The organism is Hyphomicrobium methylovorum, from assembly GCF_013626205.1.
Lineage (GTDB): Bacteria > Pseudomonadota > Alphaproteobacteria > Rhizobiales > Hyphomicrobiaceae > Hyphomicrobium_B > Hyphomicrobium_B methylovorum.
Genome location: NZ_QHJE01000001.1, coordinates 2,007,081 through 2,025,300, shown reverse-complemented (window position 1 = coordinate 2,025,300; position 18,220 = coordinate 2,007,081). Strand labels below are relative to the sequence as shown.

Sequence of the window (18,220 nt, the reverse complement as noted above, 5' to 3'; positions counted from 1 at the left end):
GCGCTCAAACCGGCCGCGTCTGACCGGTACCGCGCACTTTGTATTTGAAGCTCGTCAACTGCTCGACTCCAACCGGGCCTCTCGCGTGCATCTTGCCGGTCGCAATGCCGATTTCGCCACCGAAACCGAATTCACCGCCATCCGCGAACTGCGTTGAAGCGTTGACGAGCACGATTGCGGAATCCACACGATTGAGAAAGCGTTCCGCTGTCCCTTCGCATTCGGTGATGATTGCGTCGGTGTGCTGCGAACCGTAACGCGCGATGTGCTCGATTGCGCCATCCACGCCATCAACCGACTTCACCGCGATAATCGCCTCCAGGAACTCCTTGCCATAGTCGGCTTCCGTCGCGGCCTTGACGCGCGCATCTACCTTTTGCGCAGCTTCGTCACCGCGAACCTCGCATCCGGCGTCTAAAAGTGCCGAAATGAGCGGCGTAGCAAGATCGGCGCGCGAGTTCTTGTCGATGAGAAGACACTCGGTCGCGCCGCAAATTCCCGTGCGGCGCATCTTGGCGTTGACCACCAGCGGCACCGCGATCTTGAGATCCGCTCCCTGATCGACGTACGTGTGGCAGATGCCTTCGAGATGCGCGAACACAGGCACACGCGCCTCGTCTTGTACGCGCTGCACGAGGCTCTTTCCACCGCGCGGAACGATGACATCGACAGCCCCGTCGAGCCCGCGCAGCATAAGCCCAACCGCCTCACGGTCCGTCGTCGGTACGAGCTGAATAGCGGCTTCCGGCAGCCCGGCAGCCTTCAAACCCGCAGCCAGCGCCGCGTGAATAGCAACGCTTGAATGATGGCTTTCAGAGCCGCCACGCAAGATCGAAGCATTGCCAGCCTTGAGCGACAATGCACCCGCATCCGCAGTGACGTTGGGACGGCTCTCATAGATGATGCCGACGGTGCCGAGCGGCACGCGCACACGCTGGAACTTCAGGCCATTGGGCCGATCCCATTCCGCGAGCACAGTGCCGACCGGGTCAGGCAGCGCTGCAATTTCTTCAAGCCCCTTCGCAATGCCTTCGACGCGCTTTTCGTTCAGCAGCAGCCGGTCGACGAATGCAGAAGGCCGTCCCGCAGCCTTGGCCGCTTCAATGTCCTTGGCGTTTGCTTCGAGAATTTTTGGCGTCGACTCGCGCAGCGCCTTCGCTGCAGCAAGAAGCGCGTTGTTCTTCTCTTCAGAAGTCGCAACACCAAGCCGCCGGCTTGCGCTCTTCGCAGCTTCGCCGATGCGGCGCATCTGATCCGCTGTATCGCGATTGATGCGGTCTACCGTGTTCATCGCTGGCTCCTTGTCAGCGCCATGTCGTCCCGGTGAATGAGCGTGTCACGCCCCTCGTAACCGAGGATAGCGGCGATCTCAGTCGACCGTTTGCCGATGATACGACGCGCGTCGTCTGCCGAATAGGCAATGAGGCCGCGGCCGAGTTCACTGCCGGTCGCTGAACGTAGGGTAACGGCGTCGCCCCGGTCAAATACGCCTTCGACGCGGGTCACGCCGGCGGGCAACAGGCTCTTTCCTGAAAACAGGGCCTTTTCCGCGCCCGCATCCAGAAACACCTGTCCGTTCGGTACAAGCTGGCCCGAAATCCAGCGCTTTCTCGCTGCGACGGGATCGGATTTCGCCACGAACCACGTCACGCGGCCGCCCTCGGAAATCGCGCGCAGCGGATTAAGAATTTTGCCTGTGGTGATGACCATGTGCGTACCGCCCGAGAGGGCAATCTTGCCCGCCTCGATCTTGGTCTTCATACCGCCCTTGGACAGCTCCGTTCCCGCGTCTCCGGCCATCGCCTCGATCTCGGCCGTGATCTCGTTGACGATAGGAATATGCTTCGCATTCGCGTCTTCGGAAGGCGGCGCAGTATAAAGCCCATCGATGTCCGAGAGCAGCACGAGGCAATCCGCCGAAACCATCGACGCCACGCGCGCCGAAAGCCGATCGTTGTCGCCGTAACGAATTTCCGCCGTGGCCACGCTGTCATTCTCGTTGACGACGGGAATGGCTTTGAGAGACAGCAGAACCTCAATCGTATTGCGCGCGTTGAGATAGCGGCGACGTTCCTCGGTGTCGCCAAGCGTCAACAGAATTTGCGCCGCCGTCAGTCCGCGCGCCGCAGCCGTCTCCTGATAAGAATGCGCAAGACTGATCTGCCCGACCGCGGCTGCCGCCTGACTCTGCTCCAGAGCAAGCACACCCTTCGGCAGCTTGAGCGCATGTCTCCCGAGCGCGATCGATCCTGATGAGACAAGCACGATCTGCTTGCCAGCCTTCGCCAGCTCAGCAACGTCGTCCATGAACGAGTTAAGCCAATCCGACTTGAGCCGACCCGTCTCACGGTCCGTCAGCAACGCCGAACCGATCTTGACGACGATACGGCGCGCGTCACCCCAGCGCGCGCGTGCGGCCGCAAGGGTAGCTTCGGATGTCTGCGTGCGAACCATATCGGACTCTAGGGAGGTACCTGCGGTTAAATCCATGCATGCCTTATCCGCAGGTTCCATATCCGGGCAAGGGGAATACGCGATCCCGCTTACCAGGAAATCCTTTACCAATCGGCTGAGCCTTCAATCCCGCCCTATGGGACGAAAGCGAGGAACATAAACGTCCCGAACATCACGAGGTGCAGGAAGCCGAACAACACATTCGTGCGGCCTGTTCCAAACGTCAAAATGCTCGCCGCGAGCGTCATTGCGAGCAACGTGACGTCCCTCGGTTCCAGACCGAGAACGAGTGGCACCTGCTGAAAAATGTTCACAAATGCGATCGCCGGCACAGTGAGACTGATCGTTGCCAGCGACGAGCCAAGCGCAAGATTCACACTCTTCTGCAGGTCGTCCCGGCTGGCGGCCCTGACAGCGGAAATTGCTTCCGGCGTGAGAACGATAAGCGCGATCAAGACGCCAGTGACGCCTGGAGGCGCCCCGATTGAAGCAACGCCAACGTTCGCCAGAATGGCAAACAGCTTCGCAAGCACGACGACTGTCGTCAGCGCCAGACATAACAGGATCAGCGATTTGAAGAACTTTCCACCGGTTGGCGGAGACGCATCCGAATTAAAATCACCCGTGAAATAATCTCGGTGCAAGACCGTCTGCGTGTACAGAAAGACTCCATACAGAGCCAAAATCGAAACACTGATGAAGGCAAGCTGCCCGAACGAATAAAGCCCCTCGGGAGCGGCATGCGTATAATTTGGCAATATCGTCGTGAGCGTAACGAGAACAATGAGAACCGCGAGATAGATCTTCGCCGAGGTGACATCGAACCTCTGCTGACGATAGCGCAAGCCACCGACGACGATACATAAACCCACCAAGCCGCACACGATGATCATAACGACGGCGAAGACGGTGTCGCGAACAAGCGTCGGCGAAGCTTTACCCGTTGCCATCAGAGACAGAATAAGCGCGAGCTCGATAACGGTAACGGCGATCGTAAGAACCAACGTGCCGAAAGGCTCACCGGTCGCGTGGGCTATTTCCTCCGCATGATAGACGGCCGCGAACACCGCGCCGATCAAGAGCGGAATGGCGAGAACAGCGAGAGCGATACTTTCCGGGCGAGAGGCGAAATCCTCACCGAACCCGATTACGGTTGTGGCACCGAAGAGAAGGATACCGAGAATGGGCAACGCCCAGGACCAAAGGGGCGTCTTGGCAGAATGGACCATCTAATTCCTTTTTCTTCATTGACATGGCGGGAGGGCAGTCGACGGAATCAGATTGTGCGCAAACTGACCACAGCCCGCAAGCGATGCATCAGTACAAACGTACCAACCTCAGGGCTTCCATGGCCCAGCATCAGCATTTTCCGCATCTTCTGCGTCATCAATGCGGGTAATCTCGCGTGTGAGCGCATAAAGCGCATCCTTCACGCCCCGCCCAGATACCGCCGAGAGGATAAGAGGCGTCTTTCGCGCAGCCTTCTTCAGCGCATCACGGCGTTCAGCGAGCGTCTCATCGTCGAGTGAATCCGCCTTGGAAAGAGCGACGATCTCCTTCTTCTTTTCGAGATCATTGCCGTAGCTCTTCAGTTCTCGGCGCACCGTCTTGTAGTCCGCAGCAACGTCGCTTGAAGTTGCATCAACGAGATGGAGCAGCACGCGGCAGCGTTCGACATGGCCGAGAAAGCGATCTCCAAGGCCCGCTCCCTCTCCTGCGCCTTCGATCAGACCCGGCAGATCCGCGAGCACGAAATCAATATCGCCTGCGCGCACCACACCCAGATTGGGATAAAGCGTCGTGAACGGATAATCGGCAATCTTCGGCTTCGCCGCGCTCACAGCCGCAAGAAACGTCGATTTGCCTGCGTTCGGCAAACCAATGAGACCCGCATCCGCGATCAGCTTCATCCTGAGCCAGATCGTCAACTCTTCGCCCGGTTGGCCAGGATTTGCGTGACGCGGTGCCTGGTTGGTCGGGCTTTTGAAATGCGCGTTACCGAACCCGCCGTTCCCGCCACGAGCCAGACGCGCCCGTTCACCCGGCTGCGTGAGATCGGCAAGCAGCGTTTCGCCATCTTCAGCCAGGATTTGCGTCCCCGGGGGAACCTTGATGATGCAGTCGTCACCGTTCGACCCAGCGCGATCCTTGCCCATGCCGGGCCTGCCGTTCTGCGCGGCGAAATGCTGTTGGTAGCGATAATCGATCAGCGTGTTGAGGTTCTGCACGCACTCGGCCCAAACATCGCCGCCATTGCCGCCGTCACCACCGTTCGGTCCGCCGAACTCGATGTACTTCTCACGCCGGAACGAAATGCAACCGTTCCCGCCTGCACCGGATTTGATGTAGATCTTCGCTTGATCGAGAAATTTCATGTGGCGAGCGCCCTGAGTTTCATGGTCCATGGGCGCCGACGCTCGTAGCTTAAAGCCGGCAGTTCACACTGACGCGCTTCGCACCATCCGGTCGCGCCGCCGATATATTTGAAGCCGAGTTTGCGGATAACTCGCTCCGACGCCGGATTCCCCGTCAAATGCTTACAGATGAACCGCCGAACGCCGCCTTTGGCGAAGCCATAACGCATGACCTCACGCGCCGCTTCGGTCGCGAACCCTTCGCCCCAGTACTCTCGTCCGATCCAATATCCGAGTTCCGCAGATCCGTCCTCGTCGAGCGTAAATCCGCAGATGCCAATCAGCTCGCCGCGAAATTCGATCCCGAAGACTTTCTCACTCGCCGCGACGCCACTGATCCAATACTGGGCTTCTTCTTCCGAGTACGGGTAGGGAATGCGTCCCGTCATGCTCGCCACTTCCCAGTCGCCCGCCAGCACAGCGATGCGCGCGGCATCACCGTTCACGACGGGGCGGAGGCGAAGACGAGCTGTTTTCATAGCTGGCGTTAGACTGAACTCGTATGGCGAAAACACATATGAAGGGCCGGACATAAATGCAAAAAGGGAGCGGCAAGGCCACCCCCAATTCGCAAGCCAAAATCTTGGATCCACTGCTGGAGCGGTTATTCCGCTGCGACAGCCTTGGTGGGCTTTACGGAGATGTAGATCCGGCCGTTGCGCTTGGTATCGAACTGGACGGTGCCTTCTTCGACGGCGAAGATCGTATGGTCCGTACCCATTCCGACGCCCGAACCCGGATGCCACTGCGTTCCACGCTGGCGGCAAAGAATGTTGCCCGGAATGACAGCTTCACCGCCGTAGCGTTTGATGCCGAGGCGTTTGCTTTCTGAATCGCGGCCGTTACGTGTCGAGCCGCCTGCCTTTTTCTGTGCCATTGCTCAGATCCTTGGATAATACGGCGACGACTTACGCGCCCGAGATGTCTGTGATGCGCACGATCGAAAGGTCCTGACGGTGGCCCTTCTTACGGCGTGAATTTTTGCGGCGGCGCTTCTTGAAAGCGATGATCTTCGGCCCGCGCGAATGTTCGACGAGTTCAGCAACAACTTTCGCGCCCGAAACGATCGGTCCGCCGATTTTTACGTCGGCACCGGTTCCGACCATCAACACCTGATCGAATTCAACTTTCGCGCCGGCGTCGCCCGCCACGCGTTCGATGGTGACGAGATCGTCCTTGGAAACGCGGTATTGCTTGCCGCCCGTCTTGATGACAGCGTACATAATTCAAGTCCTTTCGGCCTTTCAGGCCTGTTTCCGCGCCCTGTGGCGCCATCGAAAAAACCGATGGACTTCAAAGGGATGCCGTTAATATTTCGGCACCAAGCCTCGGGCAGCGCGTTGTCCCACGGGGGATTTTTCCCGCGCGTGAGCAGAGGCCGGTTTATTGTCGAACTGAGCTACCTTGTCAATCGCCGTGCGGCATTTCGGCCTTAGCCATCGAAAGAGTGTAACGCACCCGCAAAAAGACGCGTGGGCTGGCACTTTGTATTGGCCTTCCCGGAGCTTACATCCGCTCTACAAAAGGCGACGAGATAAGGGGCCACAGGAGCTACATGTCATCACACCACGAGCTCCCTATGGCAACAGGGGCCAGCCGCGCCGCCGCGCCCCTTCCGGATGTTCCAATTATTGAAACCGGACCTGCTTTTCCGCTGGAGACGCTCGCCGCTGCCGCCGATCGCGCAAACGCCCTGCTCGACACGGCCTCGCACCGCTATCCGAAGAGCGCTCTGAAGGCCCTGGACGCGGTATCCCGCGCATGGCTCGCCCGCTGGAATAACGCTCACCTGCCAGAGATCGACGCCATAGCGAAGACCCTCGGCCGCCCCGGCGCTTACTTCTTTTCCGTCAACTACGAGTGGGGTTGTACCTGCCGCGCCGCCCCGTCGCCCGATGGCCGCTCGGCGCGCCTGATGCGCGTCCTGGACTGGCGCACGCCCGGCCTCGGCGCCAACATCGTCTGCGCGAAGGTCACGGGCGCACCGGCAGGACCGTTCGCGCTCATCACCTGGCCGGGATACAGCGGCGTCCTTCAAGTCATGGCGCCGGGACGCTTTTCCGCCTCCCTCAATCAAGCCCCGATGCGCAAGAGCAGCGGCCTCTTCTATCTCGACTGGGCTGCAAATCGTCGCCGCGTCTGGCGCATGCCCTATCCAACACCCGCACATCTTCTGCGTCACGTCGTCGAAACGGCAACCTCATTCGCTGAGGCGCGCCGCATGTTGGCGGATAGTCCGATCGCGACGCCCGGCATTTTCACACTCGCCGGGCTGGAGCCACGCGAAACGGCCGTCATCGAACGGACCGAACGCGAAGCGCGCATACGCGACGGGGACCACGTCGCCGCCAACCATTGGCAATCGGCTGGCTGGCATGGCCGCCCACGTGGCGAAAAAAGCCCCGAGCGCGCCTGCATGATGGCCGAAATGCCGATCGTCTTCGATCCCGAGTTTCCGTGCCTTCAGACGCCTATTCTCAATGATTTTACCCGCATCGCCATGGTCGCTGATGCCAAGGAAGGGCGCATGATCGCTCGCGGCTACGAAGCGCTCGCCCCGGCAACCGCCACGCTCGATCTGACATGGGCTCCCTGACCGCACCCGTTTTAAGCGCCCAAGCGACGATAGGCCGGAATCAAGCCGGATTGTCCAAACCCCACGAGACACTGTAGAGAAGTCGGCCAAAGCGCCGAAGAACATCGGCGCTCATCAATTTCACACTTAGGAGAGACGTTTCATGCCTCTGATGTCAGATAACCGCCGCCGCAAGATCGTTGCCCGGCAGCGCAAACTGGAAAACGCGAAGAGCCGCGAAGCCAAAATCGCGAAAAAAGAACTCAACGCTGGCAAACCGACGAAATCGGGCGCCAAGAGCGGCTGATGCTCTTTCGGATGCTTCGCCTACGCGCACAGCATCCGCCCGGCCTACTCTGAAATGAGCGTCGTAAAACGCACACTTGCAAGCATCAGCGGCATGTCATAAGAGGGCCGCTCGCCGTTCACGATCGCTACCGTCGAAAGACCACTTCGACGGCTGGCGCCGTGAGAGAAAGCAGACACCCGGCACCGCACAAGCGGCACCCGGAAACGCTGCACTCAAAGGCTTCGGAGAGGTGGCAGAGTGGTCGATCGCGCCGCACTCGAAATGCGGAGTACGGGCAACCGTACCGGGGGTTCGAATCCCTCCCTCTCCGCCAAATTATCGATCCCATGATAATCCAGAGCACTGGCGCGAAAGCAGTATTTTCTGCATACGCCGCACTCGGCAGCGCCACTGCGTCAAGGCAACCGCCGCAGCAAGTGACGGGACGGGTCGCCGTTTAGAATTCTAAAAATGCATTCGTGCATGCTAAGGGAGCATACGCGCTTCCCCCCAAGATTTCGCAATCCACGGGCGCATCGAATGCTGCAATTCTTGGCTGATCTCGCCGTCCCAGGTTGCCTGTTCCTCCTTATGCTGATCGCAGGCACGGAGATTTTGCACGACGATTTTCTAGACCTCCCGAACAACTCACGAAGCATAATCATTGGCGCCCTGTGCCCGCTCATCGTGCTTCCGCCAGTTGTGCTCGCCATCTCCGCGTTGGTTTCCCCGCTTCCAGTCGTCGCAGCAGGCTTACTGCTCCTTTCGCTTAGCCCGAACGGCGGCATCTCCAATTCTTACTGTTATCTCGCGCGCTGCAATGTGCTGCTGTCGGCCGCCATTACGGCGGCAGGCACGCTTCTGTGTCTCGTCACCATTCCGATTTGGCTGAGATTGCTTACCGATACTCCAAGTGCAGCAATCTGCTTTCGGTCGCTGCCATCAAAGAAACAATTCTCGGAACGCTCGCGAGTTCGGCAGCGTCGCCAATCCAGAATCCAACCTCTGCACGATATACTGAGACAGGCTCTTCGGCGACGAGCGGAAATGTAATTTCCAAACTACCGTCCGCCAGACCATAAATACCGTCGGAAGGATCGCCCGCTTGGTAAACAAACTGGCCCGCGCCATATCTGCGCCAGCGTCCTATTTCGGAAGCCCAATTCATAAATTCTTTTGGTTGTTCCGCGAGCCAACCAAGCTGATCAAGAGGCGTTAATTTTGCGATGCTCACGAATTATCCGTCCACGATTGATCTGAATGAAGCATTTGGTGCAAATTTATTCTGCTAGCAAATGTAGCGTACGAAAAATTAGTACGAATACGTCGTTTTGTTACCACAGAGAAAACGATGTCTGTCGAGCAACGAGCGTTACGCAGATTCCGCGCGCCCGTGGAATGATTTTCATTCCGGGCGGCACGTTTGTCATGGGCTCCGACAAACACTACCGCGAGGAAGCACCGAGCCATCGCGTTACAGTAGATAGCTTCTCGATAGACGAAGCGCCGGTCACAAATTCTCAGTTTAAAAGCTTTGTCGACGCAACCGGTTACATAACGTTCGCTGAAACACCGCCCAATCAGGAAGATTACCCGGGCGCGCTCGAGCACATGCTGAACGCAGGCTCGCTCGTTTTTCAACCGGCATCGATCAACGCGCGCGACTGGAGCGAGTGGTGGGAATTCCGCTTCGGAGCAGATTGGCGGCACCCGTATGGTCGCGGAAGCGGGATCAAAGGGCGAGAAAACCATCCCGTCGTCCACATCGCTTATCGCGATGCAGAAGCCTACGCGAAGTGGGCAGGGAAACGATTGCCAACCGAAGCTGAGTGGGAATTTGCAGCGCGCGGTGGTCTCGAGAGCGCTGAGTTTGCCTGGGGCGACGAGTTAACGCCGGGCGGCCAACAGATGGCCAACACGTGGCAGGGCAATTTTCCGCACGAAAACCTGAAGCTCGATGGCTATGAGCGGACGTCACCCGTCAAAGCGTTTCCGCCCAACGGCTACGGCGTCTACGACATGATTGGCAACGTGTGGGAATGGACAAGCGACTGGTATGCACCGGCGCATCCGGCCGACGCTGGCAAGCCCTGCTGCATTCCTGAGAATCCACGCGGACCCTCTGCCGAGCAGAGTTTCGATCCTTACCAGCCTCAGATCCGAATACCGCGGAAAGTACTCAAGGGAGGGTCTCACCTCTGCGCGCCTAATTACTGCCGGCGCTATCGCCCCGCCGCGCGCCATCCTCAACCGATTGATACCTCGACCAGTCACGTCGGATTTCGATGTGTCATGCACAGCAACTAACCGGAACACGTATCGCTGCAGTGAGAAAAAAACGATCTGGAAAGGACCAGTACATGCGTAAGAAAGATGAAAGCCAAAATTCCAATAAGGGCGGCGTCACCTTAGATCGCAGATCTATCCTTTTAAGCGGCACATCGATGATGGCCCTCGCAGCCACGTCGACCGTGACAGCCAATGCTCAATCCGAAGCGGCAGATTCAAACCCGGCGGGCGGCGACAAACCAAACATTCTGATTATCTGGGGCGACGATATTGGCACGTGGAATATCAGCCATAACAGCCGCGGAATGATGGGATACAATACGCCGAACATTGATCGGATTGCGAACGAAGGCGTCTCGTTTACAGATTACTACGGTCAACAAAGCTGCACCGCGGGTCGCGCTGCTTTTCTTGGCGGCAACGTGCCCGTGCGCACGGGAATGACCAAAGTCGGACTGCCCGGCGCCAAAGAGGGATGGCAGAATTCGGACGTCACGTTCGCCACCGTTTTGAAGAGCTTGGGTTACTCGACCGGTCAGTTCGGTAAAAACCATCAGGGCGATCGGGACGAGCATCTGCCTACAATGCACGGCTTCGATGAATTCTACGGCAACCTCTATCACTTGAATGCAGAGGAAGAGCCGGAGAACGAGGATTATCCGAAAGACCCCGAATTTCGAAAGAGGTTCGGTCCGCGCGGTGTCATTCGCTCCTGGGCAAATCCCGACGGAACGCAAAGAATCGAAGACACGGGGCCGCTGACGAAAAAGCGAATGGAAACGGTAGACGAAGAGACGCTGTCCGCCGCCGTCGATTTCATTCAGCGCCAGCAGAAATCAGGCAAACCCTGGTGCTGCTGGTGGAACGCAACCCGTATGCACTTCCGCACGCACGTAAAAGAGTCGAACCGGGGCAAATCCGGACCGAGTGGTGATGAGTATCATGACGGAATGGTGGAGCATGACGGCCACGTCGGACAACTCCTGAAAGTTCTAGACGACCTTGGCATCACGAAGAACACGATTGTGTTCTATTCAACGGACAACGGTCCGCATTTCAATTCCTGGCCAGACGCTGGCACGACTCCCTTCCGAAGCGAGAAGAATTCGAACTGGGAAGGAGCCTACCGTGTCCCGGCATTCGCGCGCTGGACCGGAAAATTCCCGGCTGGCGTAACGCTGAACGGTATCGTCGCACATGAAGATTGGCTGCCTACGTTTGCCGCGATAGCCGGGGATCCGAATATCGCTGAGAAACTTCGCGCTGGCGTAGAGCTCAACGGCCGAAAGTATCGCAACTACATCGATGGTCACAATCAGCTCGATTATCTCTCCGGCGCCGTCAAAGAGTCACCGCGCAAGGAATTCATATATGTGAATGACGACGGCCAAGTCGTCGCTATGCGCTACGACCAATGGAAAGCGGTCTTCCTCGAGAATCGCGGAGAAGGTTTCGGCGTTTGGCGTGAACCGTTCGTAGAGCTACGCGTGCCCCTTCTCTTCAATTTACGGCGTGATCCATTCGAAAGAGCGCAACACTCCTCAAACACTTACAACGACTGGTTCATCGACCGCGTCTACGTCCTCGTGCCTATGCAGGCCATGGCCGGAAAATTCCTCCAGTCTATGAATGATTATCCGCCGAGCCAGACACCTGGCTCCTTCAATTTGAAGAAGATCCAGGAACAACTGAAAAACGCCACTGGCGGCCTCTGACGACATGACTCGGCCGGACTTTCTTAGTCCGGCCGATCTCGTTTCCTTTAGCTACCTGTGGGTTTCGTCATGAAATATATTCTCGCAGCGCCTGTTCTGCGTCCGCTGCTTCTGGCGCTCATCGTCTTCACCTACGCGTCATCGCCTCTCGTCTCCAGGGAATTGGGAACTGACCCACTTGCCTCCTGGAATGACACCAAGGTCAAAAAGGCTCTTGTCGATTTCGTCGACAGGGTAACGAAGGAAGGCGAGCCGGACTTCGTACCGCCTGAGCAACGAATTGCAGTCTTCGATAACGACGGCACCCTTTGGGCGGAGAAGCCGTTTTACTTCCAGCTCGCGTTTGCAATAGACCGCGTCCGCGCACTTGCGCCGGATCATCCCGACTGGGCAACGGTTGAGCCGTTTAAGAGCCTCATCGCAGGCGACATCAAATCGGCGCTCGCTACCGGCGAAAAGGGCATCGCGCAGATCGTCGTTGCATCACACTCCGGTATAACCACTGAGACCTTTGCTAAGGTTGTCGACGATTGGATCGCGAATGCGAAGCATCCAAAAACCCAACGCCCGTATACGCAGATGGTCTACCAGCCGATGCTGGAGCTGCTGACGTACTTGCGTGAGAACGGATTCAAAACGTTCATCGTCTCAGGCGGCGGAGTCGAATTCATGCGTCGCTTCGCCGAGGACGTTTACGGCATCCCGCCAGAACAGGTCGTCGGCTCCTCTGGGGTCGTAACATTCGAGATCGATCAGGACGGCAAACCTCAACTCATCAAGCAATCGAAGGTCGAATTCGTCGACGACGGACCCGGCAAGCCAGTTGGCATCAACCGCTTTATCGGTCGGCGGCCCATCCTAGCCTTCGGCAACTCCGATGGTGACCTGCAAATGCTTCAGTACACTGCGGCCGGAGACGGCCCTCGCTTCTTAGGGCTCGTCCACCACACCGATGCCGATCGCGAATGGGCATACGACAGAACGTCAGATATTGGACGACTCGACAAAGCGCTCGACGAAGCAACGGCAAAGGGCTGGTCGATCGTTGACATGAAGACGGACTGGAAATCGATCTTCCCGCAAGAATAATAGAAGGACGGTGACGACCGCTGATGTAGCGGAATCACCACACCGCGCTCCTATATGGCCGTCAAGATTGTTTATTGATTGAATATAGAATCGGGTCCCGCAAAGTCGGCTTCAAAATTGCATTTTGGGGGCGACGTGGACAGCAAGACGCTGCTCGGGATTTTCGTTTTTGGACCTCTCGCTTGCTTTGCCGACAGTCCGGCATTTGCGCAGGATGGAACCGCGACAGATCCAGGCGGCCAGGCGTCGGTAAACTTGCCAGACGTCGTCGTGACTTCCACTCCGAAACCGAAAAAGGTGAAAACCGCGAAGAAGGCGGCGCCGAAGAAGGAAGCCACCGCGCCACCTTCAGATCCGCAGCCCAGTCCCACGAACTCTGCGTCAATCGATAGCTCGCAAGAACGCGCCACCGGACCGGTTAAAGGATACGTCGCAACCCAGTCTGCGACCGGTACAAAAACCGATGCGCCGCTCGTAGAGGTGCCACAGTCGATTTCAGTCGTACCGGCTGATCAGATGCGGGATCAGGGTGCGGAAACTGTTTCCGAGGCATTGCGCTATACCCCAGGCGTCGTTGTCGAACGCGACGGCGCAGGCTCACGCGTCGATGTCGCGAGGGTACGCGGCTTCGAGGCCAAATATTATCTCGATGGCATGGCGCTGCCGCAGTTCGCAGATGATTTCGCTCAATCGCTAAACCAACCCTACAATCTTGAGCGTATCGAGGTGCTGAAGGGACCAGCATCTGTTCTTTATGGGCGAAATTCGCCGGGCGGCATCGTCAACCTTGTGAGCAAACGGCCGACCGATACGGCGCAGAACGAAGTGTTCGTTCAGTTCGGAAGCTTCGATAATGCGACCACCGGATTTGATTTTTCCGGCCCAGTGACGTCCGACAAAACACTGCTGTATCGCGTCGTCGGATCACTTCAGAACGCCGACACGCAGATAGACTACACCAAAGATGATCGCGGTTTCATCGCGCCCTCATTTACGTGGCAGCCCAACAAAGACACGAGCCTAACGGTTCTCGGTTACTACGGCAGAGACAAGGGTACAGTCCCGCTGCAGTACGTTCCGTCTGATGGGACGCTCAATCCCAATCCGAATGGTCGTATCTCGCGATCAACTTTCCTCGGAGAACCAGGGTACGACTCCTTCGAACGTGAGCAGTATTGGGCTGGCTATCTGTTCTCGCATCGCTTCAACGATGTCTGGCAACTCCGTCACAACTTCCGCTACGCCAGTATCGATGCGGACGTGCGTGCGTACCGGTTCACGTATCTCGAACCCGATATGCGCACAGCCAATCGCGCAGCGATCGAGCCGAATTCTGACGTCACAGCGGTCACGACCGATACGCAATTACAGGGTGACTTCTGGACGGGGCGCTTTGCGCATCAACTCGTTCTCGGTTTCGATTACAGCCGCACGACGCTCAACTATACGCTCGACACCGACTTCCTTGATCCGGGTCCACCGATCGATGTCTTCAATCCAGTTTATACCGGCATCCGGCCCAACATTTCGCCGTGGTACAAGAACGATCAACTCCTGAATCAATACGGCTTCTATGCCCAGGATCAGATCAAGTTCGAGAATTTCATCTTCACTCTCGGAATTCGCGAGGATATCGCAGATAGCTTCTCGAGCTCGCAGTACGTGCTCTTTGATCCTGCGCCGACGGTCGTGAAACCGACCGACAGTGCGACGACCTATCGAGCTGGCGTTGGCTACGAACTTGCCCCCGGTCTCATTCCTTATTTCAGCTATTCGACGTCGTTCGATCCAATCCTCGGTGCCGACGCGACCGGCAAGGCGTTTTCTCCATCAACGGGAGAGCAGTTTGAGGTGGGCGTCAAATACCAGCCGCCCGGCACGCAGACCCTGCTGACAGTCGCGGCCTTCGACATTACGCAAGACAACGTCACCGCCGTCGATCCAGACAATCCTGATTTCAATCTCCAGGTCGGTCAGGTGAAAGCGCGCGGGTTCGAGGTGGAAGCTCGCACCGAGCTAAGCAGGAACCTGCAGTTCCTCGCGGGATACAGCTATCTCGATACCGAAGTCACTCAGAGTAGCGATGAGTTCCAGATCGGTTCGCAGCTTCCTGGATTGCCAAAACACACCGCGTCGACCTGGCTTTATTATACATTCCACGAAACGGCTCTGCGCGGATTTGGCTTCGGCGGCGGCGTCCGTTTCACCGGCCCAAAGGCAGAGACGTTTGGAACATTGGCGCAGCCAGCCTATACGCTCTTCGATCTTGCTGCGCATTACGACCTGGAGAACGTCTCAAGTTCTCTCCGAGGCGCGCGCTTGTCCCTAAGCGTTCAGAACGTGGCCGATCAATACTATGTCACGAACTGCCTGCCCGGCTCTTGCTTCCTAGGAAGCGAACGAACGTTCCTCTCGACGCTCAGCTACAAGTGGTAGCGCGAGACCGTTCGAAAACTTGGGTGCCGACAGCTTGCTAGATCTCTCCGTCGACGGTCGTTTATGTGACCGGTCGTTCCTTCACTTTGCATTCCGTGCGCATGCGGCGTGAAGATCGGATGGTACGGGGTCCAACACCTTATCGTAGTCGTAGATTTTGACGATCCGGCTGAAGTCCCGCCTGTCAGCGCAAGCCAGCACAAATGCTCGCGCCAACGGCGCTTTTGCCTTCGCGCGTTCGTATATCCGATCGGCGCGAGCGAGATTTTCAGGCGTACAGTTCTGATCGGCCATGTCAGCTGCACGGAGCGCCTCGACGTCTTGGTTGTGTCTGTCCGCGTCGGTTGTTTCGAATTCCTTCAGTGCGCGGAATGCGTCGGAACATGAGGGTGAAGCATACGTCGCAGATGACATCATCACCGTCACCAGTATCAAACCGACGGCGAGCCAAATGCCTCTTTGATGCATCGCTCGGAATTTTGAATTATCCACGCTCGTCCTATTGCCCCGATTTCCGCGCCATTTTCGTCTGTTCTGACAGCTCATCTTTGGCCTGTCATTCCCAGTAAGACAAGGGAATGCTTCAGCTATTTGCTTTCTCAATATTCACTTTGAAACGGCCAAAATATCGAATGGCCGGCTAGACGGAAGAACTGAACAGGAAGCAAAGAAAATTCAGCATGTCTGGCGCGCACAGCATGAATCAGCGCGCACCGCACTGCCTGAATTATCATCCTACTGTTAATATGAAATCTGATTCTGGCTGGGCTCAATCAGCCGCAATTGCCGTGATGAAGAGCACTCAAACCAATGCTTTTGTGATCGGATCGATATGCCTCTTTATGCCCGGATCGTCTTTGGATGCCTCGCTGTTTTTGTAATCTGGACGATCATTCGCGCCGTCCACAGCGGATCCGTTTTTAGCCGCGGGATCGAATTTAAAATCGACGATCGCCCCTTCGTCTACAGTTTGGCGCTCGCCGTTCATGTACTCATTGCGGCGTTTCTAATTTGGAGCGCGGCAGGAAACGATCCGGGAGTTTTTCTCACTAAGCTTGGAATTTCGAACACGTGGTCATCCGCGAACTGAAAGGCCGCAGCCGATCAGTACGGTCCAGTGGCTGCTACTTCGAGTCTTGGGTCTCAGAGCTTTCGCCAATGTTTTATCGGAACGGCTCGCGCCTCCCTCCGTTGACCACAGAGGCAAGAAAGGAGAACCAATGTATCGATATCTAATCCTCGCTTCAGGCGCGCTGCTGCTCGCGACTCCAACGTTTGCGGACACCACGGATTCAACGGTCAAATCGTCCGATCAGGAAACGGGACAAGCCGAAAGCTCCAAGACCGCGAAACCCGCGTCATCTGAAGGAGCCGGAAGCCATGGGCCAACCGGATCAAAATCAGGCCCAGCCGTTAAGCCCGAGGAAAAGAAAGCAAACCCTTCGGATCAATGAGTCCCGATTGAATGACTTGAAGTCTCGATGCCTCGGCGCACGCGCCGGGGCATTCGTTTGAGGAACCCGCTAATACAATTATGACCTCGCAGCGCGTCCCTAGCGGACGATAAACCGAAAAACCTGCGTGAAGGTCATCGGTTTCAAACCCACTTCCGCGGGAACAGCAGGGAACGGCGCGGCACGTTCAATCGCAGCAAGAGCCGCATCATCGAGCACTTGATATCCTGACGAAGACTCCACCTGCTTCGACACGAGCGAGCCGTCGGTTGCTACCGTAAATCTAAGAAGCACTCTTCCCGTTTGCTGCGAACGCGGATTGACCTTGGCGCGCTGAACCTTGGCGTTTATTTTTCCCATGTAGATGCCGAGGATCTGTGCGTTCCCGCCCATCTTCTCTTCGCCCGAACTCAGCTCAGTGACGATCGCGACCTGCTCGGGCTGCGCTATCAATTCCCTTTCTTCCGGACGCTCGGATTTGACGGGATCAGGCGGCAACGGCTCATCAACCTTCGCAATCTCGTTCGTTTCCCTCAGCCGTTCCGGCGGTGCGACTCTGGCGTTGTCCGATTTAAGAGCACTCAGCGGAGCCGGAAGAGCAGAAGACGAAGCGCTTATCATTTCCAGTTCGGCAGCGCTTTTCTCTTGATCGAGCCGGTCATGTAGCTGTTCCGGCATCGGCAAATCGCCAGCCTTTGCAGCCTTGAGCGCCTGGACGGGTTTCGGCAGAGGAGACTGAGCAGCGCTGGCAACTTCCTGCTCAGCTGCGCTGGTTTCTTGCGCTTCGAGCCCTTGAAGCTGATCCGCAGGCGAGAGGATCGGAGTTTTCGGCGATGGCGTCAGTTCGGACGTAGTATCGAGCGCTGGCGTGCTTTTGTTTTCGACCACGTCGACATTCGCCAACGGGTCGGTGGATGATACGACGGGCGCTTGCGGCGTCGGGTTTTGATCATCCAGAAGGGCTGACTCAGGCGACGCACTTTTCGCCGTTCTGTCTGGCACATCGTGAAGCTGCCGCGGAGCGGAAGCGGCTGGCGCTTTGGGCGTCGGCTTTTGTTCCTCCAGCGAAGCAACCTCACGCGGCGCCATTTTCACCGCGCGATCAGCAACGTCTTGCAAATGTTCTGTCGGAGCCTCGACCGGCGGCTTCGGCGTGGGGCTTTTCTGATCGACGGGGACGACCTCTTGCGTCTCCAAACTCTCGACGCTATCGCCCAGCGTCGTCACTTCATTTGCGATCAAACCTTGCGGGGAGAGTTCGATGCTGTTCCCGATACCCAGTTCGAGAACTTCGGTATTTTCTCTTTCGAGCCACGGCCAAATCGCATAACCGACCATGCCGTGCGCGAGCACCGAAACAACAATGGCAATTGTTCGAAGCAGCATGGATAACGGCCAGGACCCTTCACGTTTGTCGCTCTTTCCCCAAACCTAATATGAAGCTCTCCCGTTGCGTAGACCAGCCGTTGCACGCCTCGCAGTGAGCTTTGGCCTGTTCCACTGGA

The 18,220-nt window shown here is 57.3% G+C and carries 18 protein-coding genes, 1 tRNA gene and 1 pseudogene; 9 read left to right on the top strand and 11 right to left on the bottom strand.

All coding sequences use genetic code 11. The features are described 5' to 3' along the window. Positions 1-4: 4 nt before the first annotated feature. The 7 genes from DLM45_RS09820 to rplU all read right to left on the bottom strand — a co-directional run bounded on the left by DLM45_RS09820 (position 5) and on the right by rplU (position 6,091). Complete coding sequence (locus DLM45_RS09820; RefSeq protein ID WP_181336940.1) at positions 5-1,291, bottom strand: glutamate-5-semialdehyde dehydrogenase; 1,287 nt, start codon at positions 1,289-1,291, stop codon at positions 5-7. Further along, positions 1,288-2,490, bottom strand: coding sequence for a glutamate 5-kinase (proB, locus tag DLM45_RS09815; protein ID WP_425485205.1), 1,203 nt, complete (start codon positions 2,488-2,490; stop codon positions 1,288-1,290). Before proB ends, DLM45_RS09820 begins: the two co-directional genes overlap by 4 nt. A gap of 98 nt (positions 2,491-2,588) precedes the next feature. Beyond that, a complete protein-coding gene (locus DLM45_RS09810) occupies positions 2,589-3,683 on the bottom strand; it encodes a calcium:cation antiporter (protein ID WP_181336939.1) in 1,095 nt (364 codons plus the stop codon). A gap of 108 nt (positions 3,684-3,791) precedes the next feature. Beyond that, positions 3,792-4,829, bottom strand: coding sequence for a GTPase ObgE (gene obgE / locus DLM45_RS09805; RefSeq protein WP_181336938.1), 1,038 nt, complete (start codon positions 4,827-4,829; stop codon positions 3,792-3,794). Next, the gene (locus tag DLM45_RS09800; protein ID WP_181336937.1) at positions 4,826-5,347 is read right to left on the bottom strand and encodes a GNAT family N-acetyltransferase; all 522 of its coding nucleotides are present in this window, start codon (positions 5,345-5,347) and stop codon (positions 4,826-4,828) included. The genes obgE and DLM45_RS09800 overlap by 4 nt, the downstream gene beginning before the upstream one ends. A gap of 125 nt (positions 5,348-5,472) precedes the next feature. After that, on the bottom strand, positions 5,473-5,745 hold the full coding sequence (gene rpmA / locus DLM45_RS09795) for a 50S ribosomal protein L27 (protein WP_181336936.1): 273 nt from the start codon (positions 5,743-5,745) through the stop codon (positions 5,473-5,475). Positions 5,746-5,776: 31 nt separating this feature from the next. Then, the gene (rplU, locus tag DLM45_RS09790; protein ID WP_181336935.1) at positions 5,777-6,091 is read right to left on the bottom strand and encodes a 50S ribosomal protein L21; all 315 of its coding nucleotides are present in this window, start codon (positions 6,089-6,091) and stop codon (positions 5,777-5,779) included. Positions 6,092-6,447: 356 nt separating this feature from the next. Between rplU and DLM45_RS09785 the strand changes: the two genes are divergently transcribed. From DLM45_RS09785 to DLM45_RS16725, 4 genes and pseudogenes are all read left to right on the top strand, one after another. After that, positions 6,448-7,464, top strand: a complete 1,017-nt coding sequence (locus DLM45_RS09785) for a C45 family peptidase (RefSeq protein ID WP_181336934.1) — start codon at positions 6,448-6,450, stop codon at positions 7,462-7,464. Between the two features lie 142 nt (positions 7,465-7,606). Further along, a complete protein-coding gene (locus DLM45_RS09780; RefSeq protein ID WP_181336933.1) occupies positions 7,607-7,750 on the top strand; it encodes a hypothetical protein in 144 nt (47 codons plus the stop codon). Positions 7,751-7,976: 226 nt separating this feature from the next. Beyond that, positions 7,977-8,066: transfer RNA gene (locus DLM45_RS09775), tRNA-Ser, on the top strand. A gap of 137 nt (positions 8,067-8,203) precedes the next feature. Further along, positions 8,204-8,578, top strand: a pseudogene (locus tag DLM45_RS16725) (hypothetical protein); the annotation flags it as partial. Between the two features lie 52 nt (positions 8,579-8,630). Here DLM45_RS16725 and DLM45_RS16515 read toward each other — a convergent pair. Next, the gene (locus tag DLM45_RS16515; protein ID WP_343062284.1) at positions 8,631-8,966 is read right to left on the bottom strand and encodes a cyclic nucleotide-binding domain-containing protein; all 336 of its coding nucleotides are present in this window, start codon (positions 8,964-8,966) and stop codon (positions 8,631-8,633) included. Between the two features lie 164 nt (positions 8,967-9,130). On the opposite strand from DLM45_RS16515, the gene DLM45_RS09765 reads away from it, so the two are divergent. From DLM45_RS09765 to DLM45_RS09750, 4 genes are all read left to right on the top strand, one after another. Beyond that, a complete protein-coding gene (locus DLM45_RS09765) occupies positions 9,131-10,039 on the top strand; it encodes a formylglycine-generating enzyme family protein (RefSeq protein WP_181336931.1) in 909 nt (302 codons plus the stop codon). A gap of 53 nt (positions 10,040-10,092) precedes the next feature. Beyond that, positions 10,093-11,736 (top strand): arylsulfatase, encoded by a 1,644-nt coding sequence (locus tag DLM45_RS09760; protein WP_210269822.1) that lies wholly within the window; start codon positions 10,093-10,095, stop codon positions 11,734-11,736. A gap of 69 nt (positions 11,737-11,805) precedes the next feature. Beyond that, positions 11,806-12,825 (top strand): HAD family hydrolase, encoded by a 1,020-nt coding sequence (locus DLM45_RS09755; protein WP_181336930.1) that lies wholly within the window; start codon positions 11,806-11,808, stop codon positions 12,823-12,825. Positions 12,826-12,960: 135 nt separating this feature from the next. Next, complete coding sequence (locus DLM45_RS09750) at positions 12,961-15,261, top strand: TonB-dependent siderophore receptor (RefSeq protein ID WP_181336929.1); 2,301 nt, start codon at positions 12,961-12,963, stop codon at positions 15,259-15,261. A gap of 81 nt (positions 15,262-15,342) precedes the next feature. Here DLM45_RS09750 and DLM45_RS09745 read toward each other — a convergent pair whose 3' ends face one another. Next, positions 15,343-15,678 (bottom strand): hypothetical protein, encoded by a 336-nt coding sequence (locus DLM45_RS09745; RefSeq protein ID WP_181336928.1) that lies wholly within the window; start codon positions 15,676-15,678, stop codon positions 15,343-15,345. Positions 15,679-16,063: 385 nt separating this feature from the next. Continuing rightward, positions 16,064-16,249, bottom strand: coding sequence for a hypothetical protein (locus DLM45_RS09740; RefSeq protein WP_181336927.1), 186 nt, complete (start codon positions 16,247-16,249; stop codon positions 16,064-16,066). 232 nt (positions 16,250-16,481) lie between these two features. Here DLM45_RS09740 and DLM45_RS09735 point away from each other — a divergent pair, with 232 nt between their 5' ends. Next, complete coding sequence (locus DLM45_RS09735) at positions 16,482-16,715, top strand: hypothetical protein (protein WP_181336926.1); 234 nt, start codon at positions 16,482-16,484, stop codon at positions 16,713-16,715. Between the two features lie 99 nt (positions 16,716-16,814). Here the strand turns inward: DLM45_RS09735 and DLM45_RS16510 are convergent, their stop codons facing one another. Then, positions 16,815-18,101, bottom strand: a complete 1,287-nt coding sequence (locus tag DLM45_RS16510; RefSeq protein ID WP_246317276.1) for a TonB family protein — start codon at positions 18,099-18,101, stop codon at positions 16,815-16,817. Positions 18,102-18,220: the final 119 nt, after the last annotated feature.